This is a genomic window from Sphaerotilus sp. (assembly GCF_034519685.1).
Lineage (GTDB): Bacteria > Pseudomonadota > Gammaproteobacteria > Burkholderiales > Burkholderiaceae_C > Sphaerotilus.
The window spans coordinates 446,849-472,781 of record NZ_JAXHOF010000002.1 but is presented as its reverse complement, the minus strand read 5'-3'; the positions used below and the strand labels follow the sequence as shown (position 1 = coordinate 472,781).

Below are 25,933 nucleotides of genomic sequence, written 5' to 3'. Positions count from 1 at the left end.
ATTGCCACTGCACGCTGCCTCGGGAGGGCCATGAAGTCTGTCATCGACACCCCTCTGCGGGGTCCGTGGATCCAAGAGGCGTCGTCCGGGCGGGCACCGGCGCCGGTGCTGCTGTCGGCCTTGCAGCAGCCGCGCATGGCCGGTCTCGACGGCTTGCGTGCCATCGCGGTGCTGCTGGTCATCGTCAACCACCTCGGCGCGGACCGGATCGGACCGGTCATGGTGTTCGACGGCTCGGTCGGGGTGGAGCTGTTCTTCGTGATCAGCGGGTTCCTGATCACCTGGCTGCTGCTCGCCGAGCATGCCCGGCACGGCCACATCGCCCTGGGCGCCTTCTACCAGCGCCGCGTGGCCCGGCTGCTGCCGGCGTCGCTGGCCTATGTGCTGGCCGGCATGGCATTGCTGGCGCTGCGGGGCCAGGAGATTCCCTGGGGGGCCGTGGTCTCGACGCTGCTCTACGGCACCAACTACTACCAGGCATTCACGGGCGCCGCCGCCCACTACCTCTCGCACTGCTGGTCGCTGGCGGTGGAGGAACAGTTCTACCTCGTCTGGCCCTTCCTGCTGGTCGCGCTGCTGCGCCGGGGCCAGTCGCCGCGGCAGGCATTGGCGGTGTCGATCCCGCTGGTCTGGCTGTACAAGGCGGTGCTGATCTTCGGCTTCGGCGTCGGCGAGGTCTACCTCTACCGCGCACTGGAGACCCGCATGGACCAGCTCTGCGCCGGCTGTCTGCTGGCGGTACTGCTGACGACCCCGCGCTGGCGGCGGCATTTCGAGCAGCTCGCCCGCTGGCGCTGGCCGCTGCCGGCGCTGATCGCGGGCATGCTGCTGTCCACCTCGCTGCTGCGGGAGACCGGCGCCGTGGCCGATCAGCAGCTCTATGCCTTCGCGCTGGAGACGGTGCTGCTGTGCGCGCTGCTGCCGCTGGTGCTGATCCGGGCTTCCGGCCGCGGCACCACCGCAGCCCTCCTGAATGCCCCGGTGCTGGTGCTGATCGGCCAGATCTCCTATGGGATGTACCTCTACCACCCGTTCATCGTGCACCCGGTCCACAACACCATCGTGCGGCAGGGCGGCCCCGCCGTGCTGGGCATGCTGGCGGCCATTGCCGTGCTGGTGGGGGTGGCGTGGGCTTCGTTCCAGTGGTTCGAGCAACCGCTGCGCGAGCGGCTGCGTCCGCGCGGAGCGCGGCCTAGTCAGTAGCGGCCGGTCACGCCCGCCACGCGCAGGTACACATAGGCCGCCCATTCGACCAGCACCCGCGGCGCCAGCCCAGCCCAGCCCTGCGACTTGACACGCTGCGCCGTGATGGCCTCGGACTGCGCCAGCGCCCGGCCGATCTCCACCGCCAGATCCTGCGTGAACGTCAGGTCGCGCACGACCATGTTGGCCTCCAGATTGAGCAGGAGCGAGATGGGGTCGATGTTGGAGCTGCCCACCGTGGCCCAGTGGTCGTCGACCAGCATGACCTTGGCGTGCAGGAACGCGGGCAGGTACTCGTAGATCTCGATGCCGTGGCGCATCAGCTCCTCGTAGAGCACGCGCGCGGCCATCGCGGCGATGCGGTAGTCCGGCTTGCCCTGCATCAACAGGCGCACCTGCACGCCACGCTGCGCGGCCTTGCACAGGGCACGCCGGAACTCGCGCCCGGGATAGAAATACGGGCTGATCAGCCAGATGCGGCGCTGCGCCGAGCGGATCGCGTCGATGTAGGCCCGCTCGATGGTGCGGCGCTGGCGCAGGTTGTCGCGCACCACGAAAGCCGCCTGCACCGGCGGCAGCGCCTCGTCCAGCAGCGCGACCCGGTGTCCGCGGCGCGTCAGCCGCATCTGGCGCATCAGGCCGCGCAGGCGCCGCACGGGACGTTCGGTGTGCAGCAAGGTGCGCATCTCCTGCTGCCAGTCGTGGCCGAACCAGGAGCGCGACCACATCGCCCGCACCGCCTGCTCCATCGGCGCCACCACCGGACCGGTGGCGCGCACGGCGAAGTCCAGCCGTGGCAACTCGGTGTGGCCGTGGTTCAGGTCGATGTGGTCATCGATGACATTGATGCCGCCGACGAAGCCCACCACGCCGTCCACCACGCACAGTTTCATGTGCAGCCGCCGCAGCTGTCCCGGCTGCAGCCAGTGGGTCCAGCGCTCCAGGGGGCGGAACACCGTCACGGCAATGCCGGCTGCCTCCAGCCGCGGCACGATCGCCGCGAGATGGTCGTGCGCGCCGAACCCGTCGACCACCACGCGGACCCGCACGCCGCGCCGCGCCGCCCGCTCCAGCGCCACCGCCACCGCCATCGCCGCGGCGTCGTCGTGGAAGATGTAGGTCGCCAGCCAGATCTCGTGGCGGGCGTTGCGGATCGCGCTGATCATGGCCGGGAACAGCGCCTCGCCACCGCGCAGCAACTCCACCTCGTTGCCCCCGCGGAACACCGGCCGCGGCACCAGGTACCAGGACATCGGTTCGCCGTCCGGGTCGATGCCCAGTGCACTCACCGGATCGACGGGCACAGGATCGCCGGACTTCACGTCAGCTCCAGCTCCACCAGGAGCGGCAGGTGGTCGGACATGCGCGCCCAGGCCGGGCCACGCGGCACGCTCATGCTGTGGCAGCGCAGGCCACGGGTATAGACCCGGTCCAGCGACAGCAGCGGCATGCGGGAAGGAAAGGTGCGCGGCGTGCGGCTGTGCGGGCCGGGCGGATGGGCCCGCGCCAGACCGGCCAGGTGGAACACCGGGTCGAGTCGCTCCCCCCAGTCGTTGAAGTCCCCGGCCACCACCAGCGGCATGTGCGGGGGAATCTCGGCGCGGACATAGGCCCCCAGCCGCTGCGCCTGCCGCACGCGGCTGGCATGGATCAGGCCGAAATGGGCCACGATGGCGTGGATGTCCACCCCGCGCCAGTTCACCTTCACATGCAGCAGACCGCGCTGCTCGAAGCGGTGGTCGGAGACATCGTGGTGCTCGACATCGCCCAGCGGCCAGCGAGACAGCAGCGCATTGCCGTGCTCGCCGTCGCGCGTGACCGCGTTGGTGCGGTAGGCCGACGCATAGCCCTCAGGGGCCAGGAAATCGGCCTGTCCCTGCTCCGGCCAGCCGAACCAGGTCTGGTCGAAGTGCCGTGCTTCACGGTGGTGGAACAGCCGCACCTCCTGCAGGAACACCAGGTCCGCGTCCAGCGCCTCGACGCCGAGCCCCAGGTTGTGGATCTCCAGCCGCTTGCGCGGGCCGACGCCACGCACGCCCTTGTGGATGTTGTAGGTCGCCACCCGCAGCCGCGGGCCGTCCAGCCCGCCCGGCAGGGTCATCGGAATCGTCGGGGTCATCGGGTCGAGGAACTCAGCGCCAGTTGTCGCGGCAGTTGCAGGATCGCCTCGGCGTTGCTCGGCGAGAAGCAGCGGTCGGCTGCCTCGCGCCACGGCAGCCAGACATGCTGCAAGTGCTCGCGCGGCGCCAGCGTCACGGGCGTGCCCGCCGGCACGGTCAGGCCGAACACATGTTCGGTGTTGTGGGTCACGCCGTCGGCATAGCGGTGGCGCCAGACCGGGTAGATCTCGTAGACATTGCGCAGCGCCCAGTCGCACAGCGCGTCCTCGGGCACCGCCGCCGTGCCGACCACGATGCCCGTCTCCTCGGCCACCTCGCGCCGCGCGACGGCACGCATCGGCTCGTCGAGCGTGTCCTTCGAGCCGGTCACGCTCTGCCAGAAGCCGGGCTTGTCGGCACGCTCGATCAGCAGCACCTGCAGGTCAGGCGTGTGGATGACCACGAGGACGGATTCAGGAATCTTCGGCGGTTTGCGGGGTGTCATGCGGCAAAGCATAGCGGCAACGCCGCCGGTCAGCGCAAGCCTGCGATCTGCCCGTACGCCACCGTCAGCAGCACCCCATGCAGCACCGCCGCCGCTAGCGTCAGCACGATGGCCGGGCGCAGCCGCTGCGGCGTGCGCCGGTGGTGCCAGAGCAGGCCGGCCGCCACGAGGCTGAGCGGTGCCGAGCCGAGCGCCAGCCAGGCCGTGGTCGGCAGCCAGACCGCCCACCACCAGTACGCCACCCAGCCATGCGCTACCACGACCAGCCCCAGATAGCCCAGTGCGGCCACTGTCGGGCCGAGCCGCACGACCAGCGTGCGCTTGCCTGCCTGCGCGTCGCTGCGGGCATCGGGGAACTCGGCGATCCACAGCATCGCCGCGATCAGCAGCGCCAGGCTCACACCGGCCAGCGCAGGCGCGGCGTCGAAGTGCCGACGCTGCACATAGTCCGCCCCGACCACGACCAGCCACCAGCCCGCCGCCACCGCCAGTTCCCCCGCCCCGCGCGACATCAGCGCCAGCCGTGGATGCGAATAGGCCCAGCCCAGTGCCAGGCCTGCCATGCCGATGAACAACAGCCCGGGGCCCGCCCGTGCCGCCAGCACCAGCCCGCCGCCGATGACCACCATCCCGATCATCTGCACCATGTCGCGCAGTTGCGCGGCCGTGAACACACCGTCCTGCACGACACGCGAGCCGCCGGTGAATGGCCCGATGCGGTCGGTGTTGAGCGCGTCGGAGCCGATCAGCGCGTCGCCCCAGTCGTTGTGCAGGTTGATCGCCGCATGGGCCAGCAGGGCCAGCACGACGGTGACCGCCGCGTCCAGTGGGTGCCAGCCCGCGCCGCAAGCCTGCGCGGAGGCGATGCCCAGCAGGGCGGCGACCAGGGTGACGACGAGGAAGCCGGGGCGGGCGGCGGTGATCCAGCGGAGGCCAGAGGTGAACATGCCCGGGAGGGTGCCTGCGGAGCGAAAGGGCTAGGTTGAGAAACATCAAGTGATGGTTTCCAGCCAGGAGGCGGCAGGTCAGGTCGGACGGTTTTCCTCCGATATGTCTGTCACGACCGAGCCGAGCGAGCTGCCCCGGCCGGCATGACCGACCCCAGGAGGTTCACGCAGTGCCCGCGCAATCCAAACCCAAGACCCTGGCCCGCCTGCTCGATCTGCTGCAGGCGATTCCCAGGCGATCGTCCGTGTCGGCCACGGAACTGCAGGAGCGGCTGCGCGAGCGGGGCCATGGCGTCACGCTGCGCTCGGTCCAGCGCGACCTGCAGATGCTGCGCGATCACTTCCCGCTGGAAGTCAACGAGAGCAGCAAGCCACACAGTTGGCGCTGGGGTGTCGAGGCCGACCAAGGCATCGGCGGCATGAGCGTGCCCGAAGCGCTGATGGTGACGCTGGTGAAGCAGCACCTGCAGGCCGCGCTGCCGGCCCACATGATCGACGGCTTCGCCACCGTCTTCGAGCAGGCCGGCAACCGCCTGCAGAAACTGGGAGACCACGTCGAGATGCCCCGCTGGGCCGACAAGGTCCGGGTGGTCACGCCCGGGCTGCTGCAGATGCCGCCGGTGGTCAACCCGGGCATCCGGTCCGTCGTCTCGAATGCACTGCTGAAAGAGGTCCAGATCGAGGTCTCTTACGCCCGCGCGAGTCAGAGTCAGGATGCCACCGCGACCCGGTCACGCACGGAGCGCTACACCCTGCATCCGCTGGGCCTCGTGCTGCGCGGTGGCACGACCTACCTCATCGCGTCCAAGGGCTTCGAAGCCCCTCCCGGTTTCTACGCCATGCACCGCATCCTGCGGGCACGCATGGTCTCCCACCCGATCATGCCGCCCCGTGGCTGGAGCCTGGACCAATGGCTGTCCAGCGGACAGGCCCAGTTCGGCATGAAGCCCGGCAGCCAGCCGATCGAGTTGGTCCTGGCCTGCTCGTCGCTGATGGGCGGCATGCTCCAGGAATCGCCGCTGGACGAGGACCAGTGGAGCGAGTCCATGTCGGACGGCCGCGTGCGCGTGCAGGCGAGCGTGGCCGACACCTGGGAGCTGCGCTGGTGGCTGGTCGGACGCTCTGCAGAGGTGGAGGTGCTGGCGCCACAGGCCCTGCGCGACGAAATCCGCCACACGCTGCGCCAGGCGCTGGCAGGCTATGAAGCCGCCCCTGCAGCCTCCGGAGCCGACACGACGGACTTCAGTCCGACATCGGATCGGCTGCGACACATGCTGTCGCAGCGCCGCCCACACTGAATCCATGGACACGAGGAGCTGCCGATGCCCCCCACTCTGGAAGGTACTACCGCCAACGACCTTGGCCTCTCGCCCGCACCGGATGCACGTGACACATCGAGAGTCCGGCGGTGGATCACACGCGTTTTCGATTCGCTTCGGCGCACAGGCCGACTGGCGCAAAAGCACCCGATCAGCGCCCAGGAGGCGCCCCGTCTGAAGCCAGCGATGACATCGGCCTTGGGGTCGAGCACCACGGCAGACGGTCTTGACCTCTCGCCGACCCTCGATGCGCGCTACACCCCCGTGATCCAGCGCTGGATCCTGCGTGTGCTCTTCTCCTTCCGGGGCATCGACCAGTTGGTACAGGAGCACTTTCTCGGTGATGAGGATGTGGCCTTCTTCCTGGGGCTGAACAACAAGAAGGCCCACGATGCCGACAAGGTGCGCAGGCAACTGCAGGCACTGCAGGCCGATCTCGAGCGCCTCCAACCCGTGCTGCCGACGGACACCACGCTGGCGATGAACATCGCCCGGCTGGGCGATCGCCTCGGGTTGAATGTGATCGAGCGCGATCTGTTGCATGTGGTGGTTCTGCAGCGTCTGCACAACGAACTGAACAGCGCGCTGAATCTGGCGGGGGATCTGAGCCGGACTGAACTGGTGCAGTTGCTGGCGACCTGCCTGCCCAGCGGCAGTCACCGTATCCGCATGGCCCTGGCTCCCCAGTCCGGCCTGTGCCGCTCGGCACTGATTTCGGTCGATGATGACCGGCGCTACCGTTTCAACGACAAGGTCGACCTGTTGGAGGGTCTGGTCGATGCCCTGCAGCAGGGGCCGGTCGATCTGCTGGACCTGTTCCCGGCGATGGTCGTGCGGCCGTCGCCGCCCACTCTGAACCGCGAAGACTTTGCCCACGTCCAGGAGGATGTCCACATCCTGTCGGCCTATCTGGCATCGTCGGCGCAGCAGGGCCGCATGGGCCTCAACGTCCTGATCCACGGTCGCTCGGGTACCGGCAAGACGCAGTTCGTCCGGATGCTGGCCCAGGCGACAGGGCTGCAATTGCTGGAGATCCCGGTGCACCTGCCAGACGGCCGACCCAACGGCGGCAAGGCCCGCTTCAACTCGTTCCGCTTTGCGCAGAACCTGTTGCGCAACACCGCCTCCCCGGCGCTGCTCTTCGACGAAGCCGAGGATGTCTTCGAGGGCAGTCAACCGAACAGCAGTGGCATCAAGGGCTGGGTCCACCATGTGCTGGAGCACAACCCGGTGCTGACCTTCTGGGTGACCAGCGACCTGGACGGGCTGGATCCGGCCTACCGTCGCCGGTTCGACTATGTGCTGGAACTGGAGATGCCACCGGAGCGGGTGCGCCGGCACATGCTGGAGCAGCACCTGCGCGCACACGACCTGCCGCTCTCGCCGGCCTGGATCGCGCAGGCGGCCCGTCACGAGGCCCTGGGGCCGGGCCTGATCCAGCGCGCCGCCAAGGTCTGTGCAGCCGTGACCGGCACCGAAGGCTGCACGATGGGGGCCGAGCAGGTTCTGACCCGGGTGATGAACAACACCCTGCAGGCGATGGACGCCCCCCGACTGCCCGCCACCGTGACGGCCCGGGGCGGCTACCGGCTCGACTGGCTCAATGCCGACACGAACCTGCCGTCGCTGCGCGATGGTCTGCTGCGGGAAGGCAGCGGGCGCCTGTGCCTCTGGGGACCGCCCGGCACCGGCAAGACCGAGTTCGGTCGCCACATGGCCGACACGCTCGGCCGGCCGCTGCTGGTGCGCAAGGCCTCGGACCTGCTGTCACCCTATGTCGGCATGGCCGAAAAACAGATGGCGCAGATGTTCGACCAGGCGCGCCGCGACGGTTCGGTCCTGCTGCTGGACGAGGCGGACAGCTTCCTGATGGACCGCCGCAGCGCCCAGCGTCCCTGGGAGATCACCCAGGTCAACGAGATGTTGACCCAGATGGAAGCCTTCGACGGTCTCTTCATCGCGTCCACCAACCTGATCGAGCAGATCGACCAGGCGGCGATGCGCCGCTTCGACCTCTGCATCCGCTTTGGCCCGCTGAAAGCCGAACAGGCCCTGGAGATGTTCCAGGAACTGGTCGGCGCCTGGGGCTGGGCGGCCGACGTCCACAGCCTGTCGATGATCGCTGCACTGGACCTGCTCACACCGGGGGACTTCGCCGCAGTGCGCCGCGGTGCCCGGCTGAACGTGCCGCAGGACAGCGCTGCACTGGCCCAGCGCCTGAAGCAGGCCTGCGCGATCAAGCCAGGGCGGCCGTCGCGTGGCATCGGCTTCCTGGACTCGCTCGATCACACCCGTGATCTTTCGCTCCAGATCGACTCTCATGCGCCGATCTGAGCCCAACATCTCTCAAGCAACGTCAACAAGGAAGGTTCTCATGGAAAACTCGATCGATCTGTCACACCCCTCATCCGCCACCGCCGCAGCGCCATACACCCTGTTGCTGAGCGAAGACACCCGGCAACGTCTACTGGCGTACGTGCAGGCCTTGCAGGCCGATCAGAAGCCAGGTGCCCGGCTGGCCAAGGTGCTGCGTGAGCACGGGAAACCGCACGATCTCGTCTCGATGCTGGAGCGGCTGTTCCAGACCAAGGAGCCGCAGATCTTTGCCGAGAGTGCCGTCTACGGCGATGGCACGGACTGGACACAGCACGAACTCGGCCTGCTGGGCGACATCAGCGTGGCGGTGCCGGTCCGGGTCCATGACGATGGCACACACCATGCACCCCGGGTCCATCCCGTGCCGATCGACGCCACGATGCTGTTCACGCCCGGGGCCTTGCTGGCCAACGGCAAGGGCTACCCTGCGGCCGACTCGGGCGAGGTGGTGCGCGAGCGGACGCTGCACCTGCCGGGTTTCCTCGCGTTGTACGAGCGGCGGCTGTTGCCGGTCCTGCTCCACGCCAACGAGACGGCAGCCCGAAAAGGTCGCCGGGCCGTGGTCACGGTACCGGGTCTGGGTTGCGGCCAGTTCGCCGGCGTGTTCAGAGGAGAACTCGAACAGCCTCTGGCCCTCGCCCTGCAGACCCTCCTGGAACGCCACGCCGACCGGCTGCAGCATGTTGCCCTGGTCCGCTTCGACCCTTACCGGTCTGGTACGGACCAGCAGGTCGTGTGCGGTCAGACGTTGCTGCGGGTGCGCCCGCTGCTCCTGCACCTCGACACGCCGCAGCTCTGCCCGCCGACTGCCTACGAGGAGGCGGGGGACGACTTCTCGGACTGCGACCTCTTCAGCGTCGTGGCCTGGGACCATGTCTCCTGGCCCGGCAACGATTACTACATCGGCTGCCGCGAAACCGACGACGGCGTGAAGGCCGCAGCCACCAGCACGATGCACGCCATGACAGGCATCGAAGGGCGCTACGACCCCAAGCAATACAAGTACCTGCCGCCTTCCGGCTACCGCCTCTGGGAACAGGTGATCAAGAGCAAGCGCCTGCGTCTCGGGGTCACCGCCGATCAGGTCCGCGTGCTGTCCTGACCAGCCCTGCCCTGCACTGAATGAACCTCCGGAGGAAAACCCCATGCCCGTTCCCACCTTTCACAGCTACGAGATCCTGCCGGGACGCTTCCACGCCGGCGAATACCCCGGCGCCGCCACCGAGGCCCAAGCCCGCGTCAAGGTGCAGGCGATGGTGGACGCCGGGGTGCAGGTCTTCATTGACCTGACCCAGGAGCGCGAGCTGGCCCCCTACGCCCACCTGCTGCCGGCAGGCATTCACCACGAGCGCCATGCGATCCGCGATGTCTCGGTGCCGGCAAACGCCGAGGTGACACGCGGCGCCCTCGACGCGATCGACCGCCATCTAGCGGCAGGGCGACAGGTCTACCTGCACTGCTGGGGCGGCATCGGCCGCACGGGCGTGATCGTCGGGTGCTGGCTGGCCACGCAGCAGGCGGTGACGGGAGAGGCGGCGCTGCAGCAACTCGCCCAGCTGTGGTCCACCTGCCCGAAGTCAAAGCGCCGGCCACATTCGCCCGAGACCGAACAGCAGCGCCGCTACGTCGTGGACTGGGCTGCACGCCCGCCGGCCCCGGTCACGGAAGTGTCCTGATGGAGGTGATCCGCTACCTGTCGCCGCAGGTGGACGCCGCCCATGGGGCGCGGGTTTCCTGCCCGGACACCCTCGTCCTGTGCATCGTGCACCCGACGCTGCGGGCACTCGACCTGAGCGACAGCCCGCATCTGCAGGAACTCGATCTTCGGGGGCTGACCGGCACGGACGAGGTCCACCTGACCGTGCAGGGCTGCCCCGCCTTGCGGCATGTGCGGATGCCCGAGTCGGCCCGGGCGGTGGTCCACCTCGACGGCGGAGACCAGACCCCGGAGATGCTGATCGAGGCCCAGCTGGCCCTGCTCGATGCCTGCTGGCGCCAGGCGAAGTTCATGCTGGACGCAGCAGACCACCGCCACCCGCCCTGGCAGTCGGCCCGCATTGGTCCGGCCCATGCCCCGGACGAGACGCCGCAGCCTGTCGAGCTGCGTGTCCTGACCGGCGCTTCGTCCAGGGCCGGCGGCCATCTCGTCCTGGAACCGAATGTGTCCTGGCGCACAGCCCTGGTCATCGACCACCCCGACCTGCGGTCGCTGAGTTGCGCGCAGGCGCTGTCACACCTGCGCATCAGCCAGACACCGAGCCTGGAGCGACTGAGCCTGCAGGCCAGCATGGGCCATGTTGAACTCATCGGCTGCAACCGGCTGCTGTGCCTTGATGGCCTGGGCTCGGCCAACCGGCTGGAACTGGGCCACCAGACCGGCGCCCGCGCTGGCCTGGTGATCGCCCTGCCCGCCCAGCAGGTCGATCTGTCGGACAGCCATGTGACCGCCCTGACGCTGCACGAGCCGACGACGCTGACGATCGAGAACTGCCTCCAGCTGATGAGAACCAGCCTGGGCGTCGGCACGAAAGTCAACTGCACCGGCCATGTCCCGCCGGACCTGGTCGAGGTGAGTGAGGTCCACCTCAATGACGGCACCTTCCGCCGCCTGCAACAGGCCTGCATCGCCGGAGACCAGTCGTCGTGGGAGCAGTTCCAGGGCCTGCTGAAGCACTGCACACAAGCCCTGCTGCCCGGCGTACTGGCGACCCTGCTGGAGATGCTGCGGGCGGGGATCGATCCGGCGGTCGTCTGGGCCCACCGCTGCCGCCTCGCAAGGCGCCTGATGCGCGACCAGAACGGCCGGCCTGTGACCGACCCCTACGCCTGGCGCTGGGCTATGGCCCTCGACCTGGGCGCCGACGGGTGGCGGGCCGACTGGCTGCTGTGGCAAGGCTGCCGGCACCTGCCCGAGGCCCGGGCGGCCATGCACCAGATGGTGGTCGACCTCTGCTACCAGACCCACATCCTGGAGCAGATGGTGTCGTGGTGGCAGCACACCGGCCAGGCGGCGGTGGCCATGCCGGAATTCCTGACCGCCATGTTCGTGCATGCCCGAACCCATCGACCGATGCCGCTGCAGACGCGCGAGTGGCTGACCCGGACCGCCAAGAGCCTGATGCGCACGCCCCAGATGGACGCCGGGCTCCGTCGAGCGGCCCATGACTTCCTGCTCAAGCACCTGCCGCGCTGCCATGTGCTGGAAACGCTGGCGGAACAGATCACGGCGCGCCCGGTCGAGGTGCGTTGCGCGCTGGTCCGATTGCTGACCGATCCCCCGAAACAGGCCGGCTCCAGCCTGTCCGAGTCCGAATTCCGCCAACTGGCCCAGCTGCTGATCCTGAGCGGGCGCCTGCCGCCCGGATTCCGGGCAGCGCCGAAGAACGACACCACTTTCGATCCACCCCCTTGGAGCACGGCCGATCATGGTTGCACCACCCCGCTTTTACGCTGATGGCCGTGAAACCCGTCGCGAGCCCGCCCCGGTCTCGCCGACCGCCACCATCGACCAGGTCCGCGAACTGCTGCGCCACCAGTTGCGACAGCTGGAGCACCCCGGCGCTGCGGCCCGGATCGCGCCGATGATGCTCTGGGGCGCCCCCGGCGTCGGCAAGAGCAGCGTGGTCCGCGCGCTGTGCGAGCAGGAATGCATCGGCTTCATCGATGTCCGGCTGTCGCAGCGCGAGCCTGTGGACCTGCGCGGTCTGCCGGTGCCGGACGGCGATCAGGTGCGCTGGCTGCTGTCCTCCGAGTGGCCACGTGACCCGGACAGCCGCGGCATCATCCTGTTCGATGAACTGACCGCCGCCGACCGGATGCTGCAAGTCGCCGCCTACGAGATGATCCTGGACCGCCGACTGGGCGACCTGTACCAGGTGCCGCCGGGATGGCTGATCTGCGCGGCGGGCAACCGGCGCGAGGACCGTGCCGTCAGCCAGCCGCTGTCGAGTGCGCTGGCCAACCGCTTCTGTCACCTGGAGCTTCGGGCCGATCTCGGCACCTGGCTGGACTGGGCACAGCAGCAGGCGCTGCACCCGATCGTGGTCTCGTTCCTGAAATACCGGCCGAACTGCTTTCTCGACATGGAGGGCAATGTCGAGCGCGGCTGGCCCAGCCCGCGCAGCTGGGAGCGGGTTGCGCAGGTGCTGGCGTCCGGCAGCTCGCTCGGCCCGAGCAGCGTGGCACTGATGGTCCACGGCCTGATCGGCTCGGCCGCCGCCACCGAGTTCCTGGCCTACCTGCAGATGCACGAGGAGCTGCCGGACCTCGAAAGCGTGCTGCTCGGCAAGATCGCGTTCGAGGTGCCCGAGCGCATGGACCTCCGGCACACGATGGCGACCGGGCTGGCGCAGCACCTCTGGACCGGTCCAGTCGAGCAACGCGACACCCGCCTGACGCATTTCCTGCGAGCGGGTCTGGCGTTCAGCAGCGACTTCGCGGTGATGTCGATGCAGGCGGCATTGCAGTGGCTAGAACAGAACGACCCGAAAGGCGACAAGGCGAATGCACTGTTCTCGCATCCGCTCTACGTCCAGTGGGGCCTGCGCCATGGCAGCACCCTGGCCGAGCCGGAAGAGGCGCCGAAGCCCGTGACCGGGCGGCAGCGGAGGGCGGCATGAAGGCGATCCGGGTGCCCGATCCTGCCACCGACACCGCGCGCACGGCCACGCTGAGCGACGAAGTGCGTGCGCAGTGGCTGCGCACGCTGCAGGACGATCGCGCCCGCTTCCTGTTGCGCCATCCCTTCACGGCCTCGCTGACCTTGCACCTGCCGGTCGAGCTGGTCACCGATCCGCGCATTCCCACGGCGGCCACCAACGGGCGCAGGCTCTATTTCCACATCGACTTCCTGGGCCGGCTCGACGCCGATCAGCGCCTGTTCGTGATGGCCCATGAGGTCTGGCACTGCGTGGCCGGCCACCTGGGGCGGCGCCAGGGCCGTGACCCCCGGCTGTGGAACCTGGCCGTTGACCATGAGGTGAACTGGCTGCTGCTGCAGGACGGTTTCACCATGCCGCTCGGCGCGGTCCTGTTCCGCAAACAGCGTGGCAAATCGGCCGAACAGGTCTACGGGTGGCTGATCGACCATGGGCACAACGTCGAGGGCGTCTCGTTTGACCTGCATGAACTGCCCTCAGAGTTCGGCACGCTGCCCGACGAAGCGCTGCGGAACGAGTGGAAATTCCGGCTCGGCTCGGCCATCAAGCACCACAGTCAGATGGGCACACTGCCAGCCGGTCTGGAGACGCTGATCGGCCAACAGCCGACACCGGCGCAAGTGCCGTGGCGGCAAGTGCTGCGCGAGTTCGTGCTCGGGCGGCAAGACCGCCGGCGGGGCTGGGAGCGCCCTGCGCGCCGGCACTGGCACCGTGGCCTATGGCTGCCGGACCTGCGCCCAAATGGGCTGCGGCTGATGCTGGCCATCGACACCAGTGGCAGCACCCGCCTCTTGTTGCCGATGTTCATCGCCGAGATCGGCGGACTGATGGCCGTGGAGCAAAGCCTGGAGCTGACCTTTGTCGAATGCGATGCCGAGATACACCGTATCCGGACCTATCGCTCTGGCGATGACCTGCGGGACATCAACCGCCAGACCTTGCTCGGAGGCGGCGGAACCGACCTGTGCCCGCCATTTGCGGAAGCAGAGAAAAACCCGCCCGACGCCCTGATCTACCTGACCGATGGCCAGGGCCGCGCCCCTGCGCACAGCCCGGCGTTCCCGGTGATGTGGGTGGTGCCCGAACACTGCAGTGCGCCGGTGGAATGGGGACAGCAGTTGAGCTTGGGCCTGAAAGACATCAGCGCCTGTTCTTGAACGAGGAGATGTGATGAGCACTGGAAAACCATCGAACTGGCAGGTCTGCGCGACCTGCACGCACTGGGCCGGCCCGCGGCAGGTGTCCACCTTTCGTGAGCGCGTCGAATACGACAGCGAGCGTGTGCGCGGCGAATGCGTGGGGGGCGGCTGGAACCGGACGCAACGCAGTCCGTCCGCGTCCTGCTCGCAGTGGGTGAAATGGATGGTGTTGAAGTGAGATAGGAGAGAAAAATGCCAGCAGACCAATACATCTCCGTTTCCGACTTTGAAAACCCATTCCAGCCCCACGATTCATCAGAACTGGATGCACTAACGCTTGCAAGAGCGTTACTGATGCGGGGGATATTTACCGAGGTCACTCCCTGCGGAAAAGTCATATTGTCAGACAACATCGCCACACGCGATGATTACCACCATGAAAATGACGCCAAATTTGCAGAGAGATTTCTGCCGTCTGCAATTCTTGATTGACACGGATGGAGATTCCGACTCGATCCGTGCCAGCCTGGCGGATGGAGCCCCCGCCAACATTCGCGGGAACCAAGGGCGTACAGCCCTGCATGTGGCCTCGGCTCGCGGTGACTTTGTTCTGATCGATGAACTGGTTCAACAGGGAGCAGACCCTGAAGCTGCCTGCACCGATGGCTGGACTCCGGCTTGCGAAGCGGCTCGCTTCGGCCAGATGGAAGTCCTCCAGAGGTTGCACGGACATGGGGCGACCATCGACTCTGCACGTGTATTGAATGAACTGCAGAAACACGAGCAACAGGTTCATCCGCCCCAGAAGATCCTGCGTCCATCTGAGGCTTTCATCGATCTCAGGATGCAGGTCGATGTCGAGTGCCATGAATTGGCTCGTGTGGTCCAAGCGGAATTGCGGGTAGGATGCATCTGGGAAGATTCACAACACTCTCCATTCGGACCAAGACAAGGATTTGTGGAGATTGACTGCGAAGGTCATATATTGATGCGAGCCGAGACAAGCAAACCGGGTTCGCTTCACTCCCCAGTATCCCTCGTGCTTCAGGTTCGACGAGATTTCTGGAATGCAGGATTTTTTCCGCGGCTGGCGGTCTTTCATCCCGACCTAGAGATCACCGGACTGTCTCACGAATATGGCGGCTGGTTATTCGGCAAGCCGCTGAAGTATCTGGACGGAATCGAATCCGTTGCCCGCAAGGAATCGCTTTCGCAAGAGATACACTGAAGTCAGGCTCCACCAGGAAACCACCGTGAACCGTTCGTTCCGATCCAGCGACCCCGCAATTCCGGACCGGCTGCATGCAGGCAGTCCAGATCACCTGAACGCCTCCGCTGAGCGGAACTGGTCCTTCGTTGATGCGGCGTTGGCGCACCCATCACCCAGAGTGTCCGTATGACCGTTCACGCCACCCAACTGAACAAGGCCGCAGACTGGCTAGCCCGGTCGCGCCGAGTGGCCGTGCTGACGGGGGCCGGGATTTCTGCCGAAAGCGGCATCCCGACATTTCGGGATGCCCTGACCGGGCTGTGGGAACGCTTCGAGGCGGCCGACCTGGCCACGCCGCAGGCGTTCCGGGCGGACAAGGCGCTGGTCTGGGGCTGGTACGAATGGCGTCGCATGCAAGTGCTGCGCAGCCAGCCCAACGCCGGCCATCGCGCACTGGTGGTCCTGCGCCAGCGCGTCGACGACTTACGGCTGATCACGCAGAACGTCGATGACCTGCACGAGCGAGCCGGCAGTCCGGACGTGGTGCACCTGCACGGCAGCTTGCTCCACCCGCGCTGCTTTGCCTGCGGGCATCCACATGTGCTGCCAGACGGGATCCCCGATGAGCCGGAAGGCGGTCGCTCCATACAGCCGCCACGGTGCGAACGGTGTGGCGGGTATGTGCGGCCCGGCGTGGTCTGGTTCGGTGAGTCGCTGCCGACGCTAGCCTGGTCGGCGGCTGAGCGGGCGGTGCGCGAGTGCGATCTGTTCCTGTCGATCGGCACGTCCGGGCAGGTGTTCCCGGCGGCGGGTCTGCACCAGATCGCTGCGCAGCAAGGCAAGCCGATCATCGTCATCAACCCAGGCGAGATGGCCAGTGTGCAGTCACGCGAGTTGTGCCTGCGTGGACCGGCCGGCGAGGTGCTTCCGGCGCTGCTGGCGCGGTGGGCGTGAAGACCAGCGGCTTTCAGTCAATTGCACGCGCCCTTGGGCCATTGCCGGGCGAGGGGCTGAAGCGGTAATTCCGACGCGTAAATAAGTATGCCCAGGCCGCGGCTTGCACCGAGGTCGGGCGCAAGACAAACAATCGGCTGGATCGCGCGATCTGGAGGAATTGAAACGGCTACCCCGGTGGCCACTGGTGGAGACGAATATGCGCTACTTCAAGCCGCTGGGCGAGCGAGTGATTTCCGTGGAACAACAAACCTATGAGATGACTACTTGGCCGTTAGACCAACTCGACATACCCGATCAACTCAGCGGCGTAGCTGCCGTCACCGTGGACAGCACCTTTGTGACGCAACTCCCGCTGAATAGTCGTTTCTACGTGCTCAGTCATCAGACGGGCTCGTGCCTCGACGTCCAGATGGGGGCTCGCAGGTGCATTCCGAAAAGCTTGATCGCACAGACGTTCGATTGCCGGCACACGAATGCCGTCGGTCTGGATTGCGACAGGCTGTATGAACGTACGTCGTTCCCCGCCCTTGCCGGCCGCTTCCACCCTCCAGAAAGAAAGAACCGTCGGCTCACCCGACGGACTGTTGACCGCCACGCCGATCTCTTCAGGTGACAGGCTGCGCCAACGACCGAATTCCTGCTGCACGATAGGGTGATCTAGGCCCAGTAGCTGCAAGTCGTCCTGAGCCGTGGCGACGCCTCGATCCAGCGTGAACCGCGCGATGACCATCCCGTCCACGGTGGCTAGCTCGTAGGTCTGGTCGTCCAGCTTTACGAAGCGTTGTTGGCGGTCTTCGACTGCTGCCGACAGGAAGTGCACTAGTCGCTGCAGGCCGGTGGCCACGTCGGATAGGGGCTTGTAGTCATCCAAACTAAAGCCTTCGAGGTCCTGGAACAGGTCGAACACCACCTCGCGCGCCTCTCGCGAGTTCGACAGTGCGGCTTCCAGCTCAACCTGCGTGCGCTTCAGCTCGGGGTCCGACAGTGCCTCTTGGTACAGCTTGTCGTAGTTGAGTCGCTCACACAGCTGCCCCAGGATCTGGGCTCGCAAGTCTTCTGCCACGTTGCCCTGATCGTCTACCTTACCGACTGTGCGGGCGATCTCGGTGAGCTTGTCGTCCAGCAGAAGGAATATGCGGCCCTCGATCGTGTCCGACAGCACCAGGTTGTAGACCTGGGCCGTGTGGTTTTGCCCGTAGCGGTGGATGCGGCCAATCCGCTGCTCCATGTCCATGGGGTTCCACGGCAGGTCGAAGTTGAACAGGATCCGGGCAAACTGCAGGTTGATTCCTTCCCGGCCTGCAGCGGTACAAACCAGCACACGTGGACCGTCCTTCTGTCTGAACTTGCGCTCCGCTGCGGTCTTAGCACCATGGTCACCGCCACGGAGTACCACCACGCCTTGCCCCGGGAAGGTCAGTTCGATTTCTCGGGCAAGCAGCTCGACTGTACCCAAGTAGGTCGCAAAGATAACGATCTTCTCGGCAGGGTTCTGGCGCCACAGGTAGCCCAGACCATCCAGCAACTTCTGAGCCTTCGTCTCCTTCTGTCGCGGGAAGACCTTCAGCAGATCACCAATGCGCAGCCGTTCCTCTGGCAGGTGCAGCTCCACCACGGCTGACACGGCGTCCTCTGCGTTTGCAGACTCGAATTCATTGCCATACGGGTCCGAGGCCTTCTCCAACGCCTCTTCGTCCAGCTTCTTCACCAGCCGGTACTTCAGATCGGCAATGACGCGATCGACCTCGCTGCGCCCCATGATGTCGTCCGCAAGCCCCAGCTCTTCGTGGACCATGGCGCGGGCTTCCTGCATCAAGCGCTCGCGGCCCTCGATGTCCAGGTCCTGGTCACGCAGATAGGCTTCGTGCAAGGTCAGCATCAGCAACCGGCGCTTGAGCGTGCGCCGCACGGCTGCGAAGCTGGATGCCGCGATCTTCTGAAAGATCGCCATCAGGAATCCCAGCGCGCGGCCCTTGTTGCCCTGGCGCTTGGCCAGGTCGAAGCCGTCTTCTAGGTACTCGCGCAGCTTCTCGTAGAACAGGCGCTCTTCCGGTCCCATCAGGAACGATTCGGTGTGCACCCAGCGCCGGGCGAACAAGGGGGAGCCATCGGGTTGGCAGGCGTCCGCCTTGGTGCGGCGGAACATCACCTGGTTCAGCCGGTGACGGTTCTCGACCATGTCCTCCGGCGCACCGAACAACGTCGGGTTCAGCAACTGCACCAGCATCCAGAACTGGAAGTGGTTGCCCTGGTGCGGCGTAGCCGAGAGGATCAGCAGGTCACGGGCGTGGTCCTTCAGCACCTCGGCCAGCTTGTAGTTCTCGGTCTTGCGCACCTTGCCGCCGTTGCGGTGTGCCGTCAGGTGATGTGCTTCGTCGAACACCACCAAGTCCCAACGGGGCGCTTCCTGCAGGCGCTTGATGCGTGCCGGTCGCTTGAGGGTGTCGATGCTGGCGATCAGGCGGTCGTGCTTGGCGAAGGCGTTGGTCTTGCGGTCGGTGATGTCACCCTCGGAGCCGAAGACTTCGAAATCCAGGTTGAAGACCTCATTCAGCTCGCGGTGCCAGTTGTGGACCAGACCGGCCGGCACGACCATCAGCGCGCGGTTCAGTTCACCCCGACTGGCCAGCTCGCGCAGGATCAGCGCCGTCTCGATGGTCTTGCCCAACCCCACCTCGTCAGCTGCGTATTTCGGCGAACGTGACCGCCCATTTCGGCGCATCGTGACCGAGGCGTTGTGGGCGGGAATCAGACCCGTTCCGGCAACGTGACCGGCCGTTTCGGTGAACGTGACCGCCGTGTTGGAGGCGGTGCTGCGCAGTGGTGAGAGTCTACGGTCGAGGGGTGGTTGTCAGGGCGTCATGAGGTCTCCTGAACGGCAGGATGTGGCTTGGCGGCTGCACGCGCAGCGCTGCCGGTGCGGCGTGACTCGCCTTCGAGGTTGAAGCGACGGCAACGCTGCATGAGCCGGTCAAGGATGGCGTCGGCGATGGTCGGGTCTGCGAGCCAAGCGTGCCAGTGCTCGATGGGCAACTGGTGGGTGATGAGGGTGGCGCGGTGACCGACACGGTCGTCGATGATCTCCAGCAGGTCGCCGCGCGTGGCGGGGTCCATGGGACCGGTGCCCCAGTCGTCGAGTACGAGCACGTCGGTCTTGGCGAGCTGGACGAGCCAGCGGCGGAAGGCGCCGGAGCCGTGGAGGATGCGAAGCTCCTCGGGCAGACGTGGTACGCGCAGGTACAGCGCGGAGCGGCCCTGGCGACAGGCGTACTGGGCCAGCGCGCAGGCCAGCCAGGTCTTGCCCAGGCCGGTGGCGCCGGCGAAGGTGATGGTCTGGCCGGTGTCGATCCAGTTGGACAGGGCCAGGCCCATGAGCGCGGGGCGGTCGATGCCGCGCACGCCCTGGAAGGAGGCGTCCTCGATGGTGGCGGTGGGGTACTTGAGCTGGGCTTGCTGGAGCAGCCGAGCACGCTTGCGGTCGCTGCGGGCGTAGACCTCGCGTTCGACGAGCAGGGCCAGACGCTCGTCGAAGGACAGGCCCAGGCAGTCGGCCTGTTCGTGCTGCTGCTGCAGGGCATCGGCGAAGCCAAGCAGCTTGAGCGAGCGCAGTTGGGTGAGGGTGACGTGGTTGAGCATGGTGGGGTCGGATTCGGTGGATGGGCAGGCCGGGGGCATGGGGCTCACTGGTAGTAGCCGGGGCCGCGCAAGTTGGCGTGCTCGGGGCTGATCCAGTCGGAAGCGGTGGCCTCGGTGGCGAGGTCGCGGTGGTTGGCCAGCAGGTCACGCACGTGGCGGTAGCGCCAAGTGCCCAGGGCAAGAGCACGCTCGCAGGCGGCCTCCAGCCGGGCCTCGCCATAGCGGCGCGACAGGCTCAGCAGGCCCAGGCAGGAGCGGTAGCCGTGCTCGGGGTGCTTGTAGGTCTGCAGCAGCCGGGTGACGAGTTCGCCGCAGGACAGGCCGATGCGCTGGCCCCAATCGATCAGGCGCTGCGGCGTCCATTCGAGATGGGCGCGGTGGGCGGCCGGCATGTGGGCCTCCACCGTCGTGTAGCCGCCGCGCCGATCGTTGCGGGCATGGGCGGCCACGCGCTGGCCGCGCAGCAGCAACTCCAGCGCGTGCCGGGTGATGCGCGCCTCCAGGGTCTGCCCGACCAGGGCGTGCGGCACGCTGTAGCGGTGGGCCTCGATCTCGACGTGGTAGTCGATGTGTACCTTCACGGTCTTGAAGCGGGCCATCTCGTAGCGCTGTGCGGGCAGCGGCATCAGCGCCGGGGCATCGAGTTCGGCGAACACGCTCGCACGGCTGCCGGGCAGCTTCTGGAAGGGCCGCTCGTTGAGGCTGGGCAGCAGCGCGGCGATGGCCGCGTCCACCTGTGCGACGGTGTCGAAGCGTTCATGGCGCAGCCGCGCCAGCACCCAGCGGGTGACCACTTGGACGGAGCTTTCTGCGGTGGCTTTATCCCGTGGCGTTCTCGGGCGCGCCGGCAGCACCGAGGTACCGTAGTGGCGCGCCAGGTCCAGCACCGTGTCGTTGGCGCGCGGCTCGTAGCGGTCCGGCGTGGCGATGACCGCCCGGGCGTTGTCCGGCACGATCAGTTGCGGCACCCCGCCGTAGAAGTGCAGCGCCCGCACCATCGCCTCGATCCAGTCGTCGAGCCGCTGGGCCGGCGTGGCACAGGCGAAGACGTAGCTGGAGGCGGCCATCGCCGAGACGAATACCTGCGCGCGGCTGCCGTCGCTCAAACCCACCGTCGGGCCGGCGAAGTCGATGAACAGCTTCTCGCCGGCCCGGCGGTGCTGGCGCATCGAGCGCTTCAGGCGTGACGTGAACGTCTTGTAGTGCTCGCAGAACTGCGTGTAGCGCCAGGTACGCTGCTCGGGGTGCGCTGCCACGTACTCCTGCCACAGCAGCATCAGCGTCATGCCCTTGCGGTCGAGTTCGCGGTGGATGCGGCCCCAGTCGGGCTCCACGAACGGCTGCGAGGCGGTCGAGCGCGGCAGCAGGGCCGTCGAGAGCCGCTGCTCGCTCCAGTCCTGCACCGTCTCCCAGTCCAGACCTGCCGCGCTGGCCAGGCCGACGTACTTGGCGACAACGCCCTTGGAGACCTTCAGGGTGGTGGCAATGCTCTCGTGCGAGAGCCGGGCGTGCCACTTCAGGCGGATGACATCCTTGATCATGGGTAGAGACATTCGTTGCTTGGGCATCCCGGTCCTTCGAGGGCAAAAGCCGCCGAGGGTAGGACGCCCAGGGGTTGTGTTCTCTACGCAGCACTGTCCGCTTCGACGCCCCCTTCAGAGGGCGTCATCACGGCGGTCACTATTCGCCGAAACGATCGGTCACGTTGCCGAAACGGCCGGTCACGATGACCCGAAACCAGCGTCGGTCACGTTCGCCCGGAATGACCGGTCACGATGCCGAAATCGCCGGTCACGTTGGGCCGAAATACGCAGTCAGCAATCAGGAAGCGTCGTGGTGATGCCGTGGCCACCCGGTGAGTCAGTACCACCTGGTGTGGCAGCAGATCAATCTTGGCCGATGTCAAGGCCGATGCGCTCTCCAGCAGAGGCAAGGCATGGGCCTCGTACGCCAGCCACGCCTTGCGTGCCCGTTCGGTACCACTGTCGACTGCCCTGAGGATGCGCTCGGTGCGCGACAACTCTCGCCGTACTGTGTTGACCGGTACGCGCCGCTCGCCGGCGCTGAAGAAGACCTGCAGGAAACCGTCGCTGGCCGGGGAGACCACGATGCCCTGGCCGAACTCCGAGTGAGTGATCCGCTCACCGGGTTGAAACATCGTGTCTGCCACGTAATCCCCTTAGGTGATTCGCAGATGAAAGAGCCCCGCCGGCTTGGCCCCTGCCCGCAGCAGGATTTCCTGTGGGTACTCGTTGGCCTCGCCCCACAGGATGCGGCCGAAGGCCAGCAGGTTGTCGCCGTGGGGTGCCGCGCAGCGCCATTCGACCGAGTCGGTGGCGATGTTGGTCTTCAGGCGACTATGCCCGGCAGGCAGCCAGAAGATCAGCGAAGCCTGGCCTTCGTAGAAGCCCTGGAAGCTGAGGATGGCATCCTTGACGGCATCCTCTAGCCAGCCCTCGGCGTCGTCAGGCGTCAGCAGGTCCAGCCCGCCGTCGAGGCCGGCCACCACCAAGGTGTTACCGCCGTTGCTGGGCAGATCGTCCGGCCATTGACCAACGGCCTGCAGGAACTGCCGCAGGCTCCAGACCTCGGTTGCGGTGCAGACGAGGTTGCGGGCTTCCTCATCCCACAGCCAGCTGGTGCCACGGCGTTGCCAAACGGTGTCAAGGGTTTGCTTCACAACGCATCCTCCGCAAACAGCGAGCCTTGCACTGGCGGTGCCACTTGCGCGGCAGCCCAGGCGTTGTAAATGGCCACCGCGCGAGAGGCGGCATTTCTGTTGGCCTGGTCAGGCCCGTTCTTGTGCAGCCACTCCAGCAAGGGCTTCAAGGCCACATGCGGCTTGAAGTTCTCGTTCTTCAGCGTGTCGGCAGCATTGATGCCGCTGCCATCGAAGCAGGCGCCAATCAGCACCAGTGCCTGGTCCAAATCTGAGGTCAGCTTGCGTTTGTGCTTGCCAGCCCATTCGCGGGCGAAGTCGAGCGAGTTGACGCGGTAGAACACTTTGCTTTTCTCCCAGCACCAGCCGCGCTGCACGAAATCGTCCGGCGTGGTGATCGAGCCCTTCAGGAACTTCTGCAGCTGGTCGCGCGCCACCTCGTTGGCCGAGCCGAAGGTGCGCAGGAACTGGCGGGTCATGGGCTCGGCGTTGACGGGCGGCGGCTCCTTGCCCTTGTCCGCGTCCTCGTCGATCAGTTGGTTGATACCAATGAGCGCCTCGCGGACCGAGATGGTGCGGCCCTCGTCCACGTACACCTTGCCGTAGTGCCGCGAGAAGTACTCCAGCGCCTTGCCACGCCGGATCACCTGGATGTCGGCGGCTGGCAGGCCTTCCTTGGCGTGGTTCTCTAGCATGCCTTGCAGCTGGCGCACGTCCGCCATGACTTCACGGCGCATGCGGCCCCAGCTCACCGCCTTGGGCTCTTCGGTGCGTTTGCGGCAGACGTGGATGATGTCGTACTCGATGGTCTGAGAGCCGAAGGTTCCCGGCTTCGCGCCGTCGCCCTTGGTTTCATCGCTGCGAATCGGGTATGCCGTTTCTAGATAGAAGCCTGCATCGAACAGCGACTCCAGCACTGACACCCACGGCTCGTCCTCACTGTGATGGAAGGTAAAGGCCAAAATGCCACCGGGTTTCAGTATCCGGGCGCATTCACTCCAAACGGCGGTAAGTAGCTGCTGGTAGTAACCTTGTGGGTTGTCAGGATTACGGACAGGGTTGTCCACCGCTTCCAGCGACTTCGGCGTTAGCTCAAGCTGCAATTGCGGGTACCTGTCTTTTAGCGCAATGCGCAACCAAACGTGAAAGAAGTCGGCTAGTTCTGCGTACTGGACATTGTTGCCGAAGGGTGGATCGGTAATAACCAGATCCACCGAAGCTGCTGCAATGTCATCAAGCTCCGTCGAGGAGCCCCATCGCACCGTTCCACTAAGCAGCGGATCGCCGGGACGCACCTTTTCACTCTTGCCAGATACGATGTCTTTAAGCGCGGGTTGCTCAAGCGTCAGCCGCTCGTTGGACACCAGTTCCCACGGATTCATTGCCCACTCACGGGACTCGATCAGACCTTCAGCGCACGAACTCCAGTTGCCACGCCCCAAGCTGCCAAATACGCAGTTCTCAACCGGTGTGTTCTTGGGATAATAGTTGTTGTTCGAGAAATGGGGCTCCAGCTTATCGGCTTGCGTATTCCACAGGCAGAGCATGTTCTGGTTGCGCAGGTACTGCTGGAATGATGCCAAAACGTACTCGCGCGTCTCCCAGCGGTACGCATCCGGAGATGATTCCAGGATGGCTTTCAGCAACTGCGTTTGAACGAGCATTAAACATATCCGCGAATGTCGGATATCCGTGCTCAGGAATCTTCTGATAGGTTGTCTTGAAGCCTTCCGGCACTGCCGTGCGCGGCCAGTACGCGCTCAGATCGCCATCCTTGCGCGACTCCCATTCGATAGCAGCTGCATCTAGCTGGTGCGAGTGTTTGATCGCGGAAAAGAATCTGCCGCCGTAGCTCGCCCCGCTGGACTTCAGCTTCGGCGATACGGCCTGCACGGCGTAGGCTCCCATCGGAGCCTTTCCACCATTTCCAGTCATGGATTTCAGGACGTCCTGCACAGTACCGCACGATGCACAGGCGAAGGCTGACTTTTTGGCGATGGTTCCTTCGCCTGTCTTGATCGTGACCTTGCTTTCCGGGCAGGTTACTTCTTCGGGAAGTTCTCCACGCACCTCTAACAAGCGAATACTCGCGGCACGCGCTTGATTCCAACGAGCTGTGGAAGCCGCGTCATCTTGCACTGCACCGCCATAGGGTTGGCCGTCGGCATCCTGCTTCGCCTCGCCCGCCAGCCATTGCGGATGCACCAGCAGGCTCAGTTCCACCTTCTTGTTCTTGCCCTTGCCCAGACTCACCATTTCCGTGTGGTTGCAATGCGGACAGATCACGCCCTTACGGCGATCCAGTACTGAGAACGGGTACTCGGACGGCGCCACGTAGAGCGGCGAATCAGGCGCCATGCGCGCGGCGTCTTGTTCGACATGAAACTCGCCGCCACAGCTGCTGCAGGTGTGCTCCCAGTGCTTCACGCTGATCGTCTTCACCGCCATCACCGGGCTGCTCATGATTGGCGTGCGGTGGCCGCAGCCCGTCACCTGGCAGGGGCCGTGCTTGGCCCAGAAGGTGTAGATGATTTCCGGGCCTTCGTAGCGGTAATCCTTGCGCTCGCCGCGCGGGATGGTCAGCGGGTCGAAGTCGGCCGGCATCACCCGCTTGGTCGGCTGGTGCGTCCAGGTGCCCTTCTCGCCTTCCGGGCCGTCGCAGTAGTAGTACGGCATGATCTGCGGCTTCACCTCGGCCTCGATGTCGGCCAGCAGGCGCTTCACCTCGTCCAGATCGACGTTGGCCAGCTCTTGCTTGACCACGAACCACGCCACCGGGTTCAGGTCATTGCCCACCATCTGCATGCCCAGGCGCGAGCCCTCCACCAGCGTGGTGCCACCGCCCATGAAGATGTCCGCCACCTTCAGGTGCTTGAACGCGCCCTTCTTCTGGTGGTTGGCGTAGTAGTTGTCCCATACCAGCTTGGCCGCGTGAGATTTGTCTTCGGGGGCCTTGGTCGCGGCAGCGATCAACATCGAGCGGAAAACGCTAGAGCGCCGCCGCGCCCACCACTTCGACATCTGGTAGATCGGCTTGCCCGCGTTGCCTTCGATGATTGCCACCTGATTGACCGGCAGGATCGGGAAGTCGACCTCCAGGCAAGTCTTGGGGCGGTTCGGGTCGTTGAAGTCGACGGTTTCCATCGCGACCGCCTTGCCTGCACCGACAGCCTTAGCGACTCCCTGGGCAAGTAGTTCTTTTTTGGTGGCCATGTCGTGTTCTGC

Annotated in this window: 22 protein-coding genes; 12 read left to right on the top strand and 10 right to left on the bottom strand. The window is 66.0% G+C overall.

Features of this window, described 5'->3' with window-relative positions; all coding sequences use genetic code 11:
* The first annotated feature begins 30 nt into the window (after positions 1 to 30).
* Positions 31 to 1,203 carry an acyltransferase family protein gene (locus U5O44_RS02635; protein ID WP_322586908.1) on the top strand — a complete coding sequence of 391 codons (1,173 nt, stop codon included), beginning with the start codon at positions 31 to 33 and terminating at the stop codon, positions 1,201 to 1,203.
* Here U5O44_RS02635 and clsB read toward each other — a convergent pair.
* From clsB to U5O44_RS02615, 4 genes are read right to left on the bottom strand one after another with little or no spacing between them, the layout of a single operon-like run.
* On the bottom strand, positions 1,197 to 2,525 hold the full coding sequence (gene clsB, locus U5O44_RS02630; RefSeq protein ID WP_322586907.1) for a cardiolipin synthase ClsB: 1,329 nt from the start codon (positions 2,523 to 2,525) through the stop codon (positions 1,197 to 1,199). The two genes, U5O44_RS02635 and clsB, sit on opposite strands and share 7 nt — an antisense overlap.
* The gene (locus U5O44_RS02625) at positions 2,522 to 3,322 is read right to left on the bottom strand and encodes an endonuclease/exonuclease/phosphatase family protein (RefSeq protein ID WP_322586906.1); all 801 of its coding nucleotides are present in this window, start codon (positions 3,320 to 3,322) and stop codon (positions 2,522 to 2,524) included. The genes clsB and U5O44_RS02625 overlap by 4 nt, the downstream gene beginning before the upstream one ends.
* Entirely contained in the window at positions 3,319 to 3,807 is a 489-nt protein-coding gene (nudB, locus tag U5O44_RS02620) for a dihydroneopterin triphosphate diphosphatase (protein ID WP_322586905.1), read from the bottom strand. The genes U5O44_RS02625 and nudB overlap by 4 nt, the downstream gene beginning before the upstream one ends.
* Positions 3,808 to 3,836: 29 nt before the next feature.
* On the bottom strand, positions 3,837 to 4,754 hold the full coding sequence (locus U5O44_RS02615) for a prenyltransferase (protein WP_322586904.1): 918 nt from the start codon (positions 4,752 to 4,754) through the stop codon (positions 3,837 to 3,839).
* 170 nt (positions 4,755 to 4,924) lie between these two features.
* Here U5O44_RS02615 and U5O44_RS02610 point away from each other — a divergent pair, with 170 nt between their 5' ends.
* The 11 genes from U5O44_RS02610 (at position 4,925) to U5O44_RS02560 (ending at position 16,410) form a co-directional block, all read left to right on the top strand.
* Positions 4,925 to 6,052 carry a helix-turn-helix transcriptional regulator gene (locus tag U5O44_RS02610; RefSeq protein WP_322586903.1) on the top strand — a complete coding sequence of 376 codons (1,128 nt, stop codon included), beginning with the start codon at positions 4,925 to 4,927 and terminating at the stop codon, positions 6,050 to 6,052.
* Positions 6,053 to 6,259: 207 nt separating this feature from the next.
* Complete coding sequence (locus tag U5O44_RS02605) at positions 6,260 to 8,407, top strand: AAA family ATPase (RefSeq protein WP_322586902.1); 2,148 nt, start codon at positions 6,260 to 6,262, stop codon at positions 8,405 to 8,407.
* A 40-nt stretch (positions 8,408 to 8,447) separates the two neighbouring features.
* Positions 8,448 to 9,551 (top strand): hypothetical protein, encoded by a 1,104-nt coding sequence (locus U5O44_RS02600; RefSeq protein WP_322586901.1) that lies wholly within the window; start codon positions 8,448 to 8,450, stop codon positions 9,549 to 9,551.
* A 43-nt stretch (positions 9,552 to 9,594) separates the two neighbouring features.
* Complete coding sequence (locus U5O44_RS02595) at positions 9,595 to 10,125, top strand: protein-tyrosine phosphatase family protein (protein ID WP_322586900.1); 531 nt, start codon at positions 9,595 to 9,597, stop codon at positions 10,123 to 10,125.
* Positions 10,125 to 11,903 (top strand): hypothetical protein, encoded by a 1,779-nt coding sequence (locus U5O44_RS02590; RefSeq protein WP_322586899.1) that lies wholly within the window; start codon positions 10,125 to 10,127, stop codon positions 11,901 to 11,903. The genes U5O44_RS02595 and U5O44_RS02590 overlap by 1 nt, the downstream gene beginning before the upstream one ends.
* The gene (locus tag U5O44_RS02585; protein WP_322586898.1) at positions 11,875 to 13,068 is read left to right on the top strand and encodes an ATP-binding protein; all 1,194 of its coding nucleotides are present in this window, start codon (positions 11,875 to 11,877) and stop codon (positions 13,066 to 13,068) included. Before U5O44_RS02590 ends, U5O44_RS02585 begins: the two co-directional genes overlap by 29 nt.
* Entirely contained in the window at positions 13,065 to 14,264 is a 1,200-nt protein-coding gene (locus U5O44_RS02580) for a vWA domain-containing protein (RefSeq protein WP_322586897.1), read from the top strand. Before U5O44_RS02585 ends, U5O44_RS02580 begins: the two co-directional genes overlap by 4 nt.
* A 13-nt stretch (positions 14,265 to 14,277) precedes the next feature.
* Positions 14,278 to 14,484 (top strand): hypothetical protein, encoded by a 207-nt coding sequence (locus U5O44_RS02575; protein WP_322586896.1) that lies wholly within the window; start codon positions 14,278 to 14,280, stop codon positions 14,482 to 14,484.
* Positions 14,485 to 14,498: 14 nt separating this feature from the next.
* The gene (locus U5O44_RS02570; RefSeq protein WP_322586895.1) at positions 14,499 to 14,738 is read left to right on the top strand and encodes a hypothetical protein; all 240 of its coding nucleotides are present in this window, start codon (positions 14,499 to 14,501) and stop codon (positions 14,736 to 14,738) included.
* Positions 14,671 to 15,474 (top strand): ankyrin repeat domain-containing protein, encoded by an 804-nt coding sequence (locus tag U5O44_RS02565; RefSeq protein ID WP_322586894.1) that lies wholly within the window; start codon positions 14,671 to 14,673, stop codon positions 15,472 to 15,474. The genes U5O44_RS02570 and U5O44_RS02565 overlap by 68 nt, the downstream gene beginning before the upstream one ends.
* Before the next feature lie 168 nt (positions 15,475 to 15,642).
* A complete protein-coding gene (locus tag U5O44_RS02560; protein WP_322586893.1) occupies positions 15,643 to 16,410 on the top strand; it encodes an SIR2 family NAD-dependent protein deacylase in 768 nt (255 codons plus the stop codon).
* Positions 16,411 to 16,684: 274 nt separating this feature from the next.
* On the opposite strand, the gene U5O44_RS02555 is transcribed toward U5O44_RS02560, so the two are convergent.
* From U5O44_RS02555 to U5O44_RS02530, 6 genes are all read right to left on the bottom strand, one after another.
* Positions 16,685 to 19,135 (bottom strand): DEAD/DEAH box helicase, encoded by a 2,451-nt coding sequence (locus tag U5O44_RS02555; RefSeq protein ID WP_322586892.1) that lies wholly within the window; start codon positions 19,133 to 19,135, stop codon positions 16,685 to 16,687.
* A 137-nt stretch (positions 19,136 to 19,272) separates the two neighbouring features.
* Positions 19,273 to 20,049, bottom strand: coding sequence for an IS21-like element helper ATPase IstB (istB, locus tag U5O44_RS02550; protein WP_322586891.1), 777 nt, complete (start codon positions 20,047 to 20,049; stop codon positions 19,273 to 19,275).
* Positions 20,050 to 20,093: 44 nt separating this feature from the next.
* Positions 20,094 to 21,617 carry an IS21 family transposase gene (gene istA, locus U5O44_RS02545; RefSeq protein WP_322586890.1) on the bottom strand — a complete coding sequence of 508 codons (1,524 nt, stop codon included), beginning with the start codon at positions 21,615 to 21,617 and terminating at the stop codon, positions 20,094 to 20,096.
* 179 nt (positions 21,618 to 21,796) lie between these two features.
* A complete protein-coding gene (locus tag U5O44_RS02540) occupies positions 21,797 to 22,219 on the bottom strand; it encodes a hypothetical protein (RefSeq protein WP_322586889.1) in 423 nt (140 codons plus the stop codon).
* A gap of 9 nt (positions 22,220 to 22,228) precedes the next feature.
* Complete coding sequence (locus tag U5O44_RS02535; protein WP_322586888.1) at positions 22,229 to 22,729, bottom strand: hypothetical protein; 501 nt, start codon at positions 22,727 to 22,729, stop codon at positions 22,229 to 22,231.
* Positions 22,730 to 24,223: 1,494 nt separating this feature from the next.
* Positions 24,224 to 25,921, bottom strand: a complete 1,698-nt coding sequence (locus U5O44_RS02530; RefSeq protein WP_322586887.1) for a hypothetical protein — start codon at positions 25,919 to 25,921, stop codon at positions 24,224 to 24,226.
* Positions 25,922 to 25,933 lie beyond the last annotated feature (12 nt).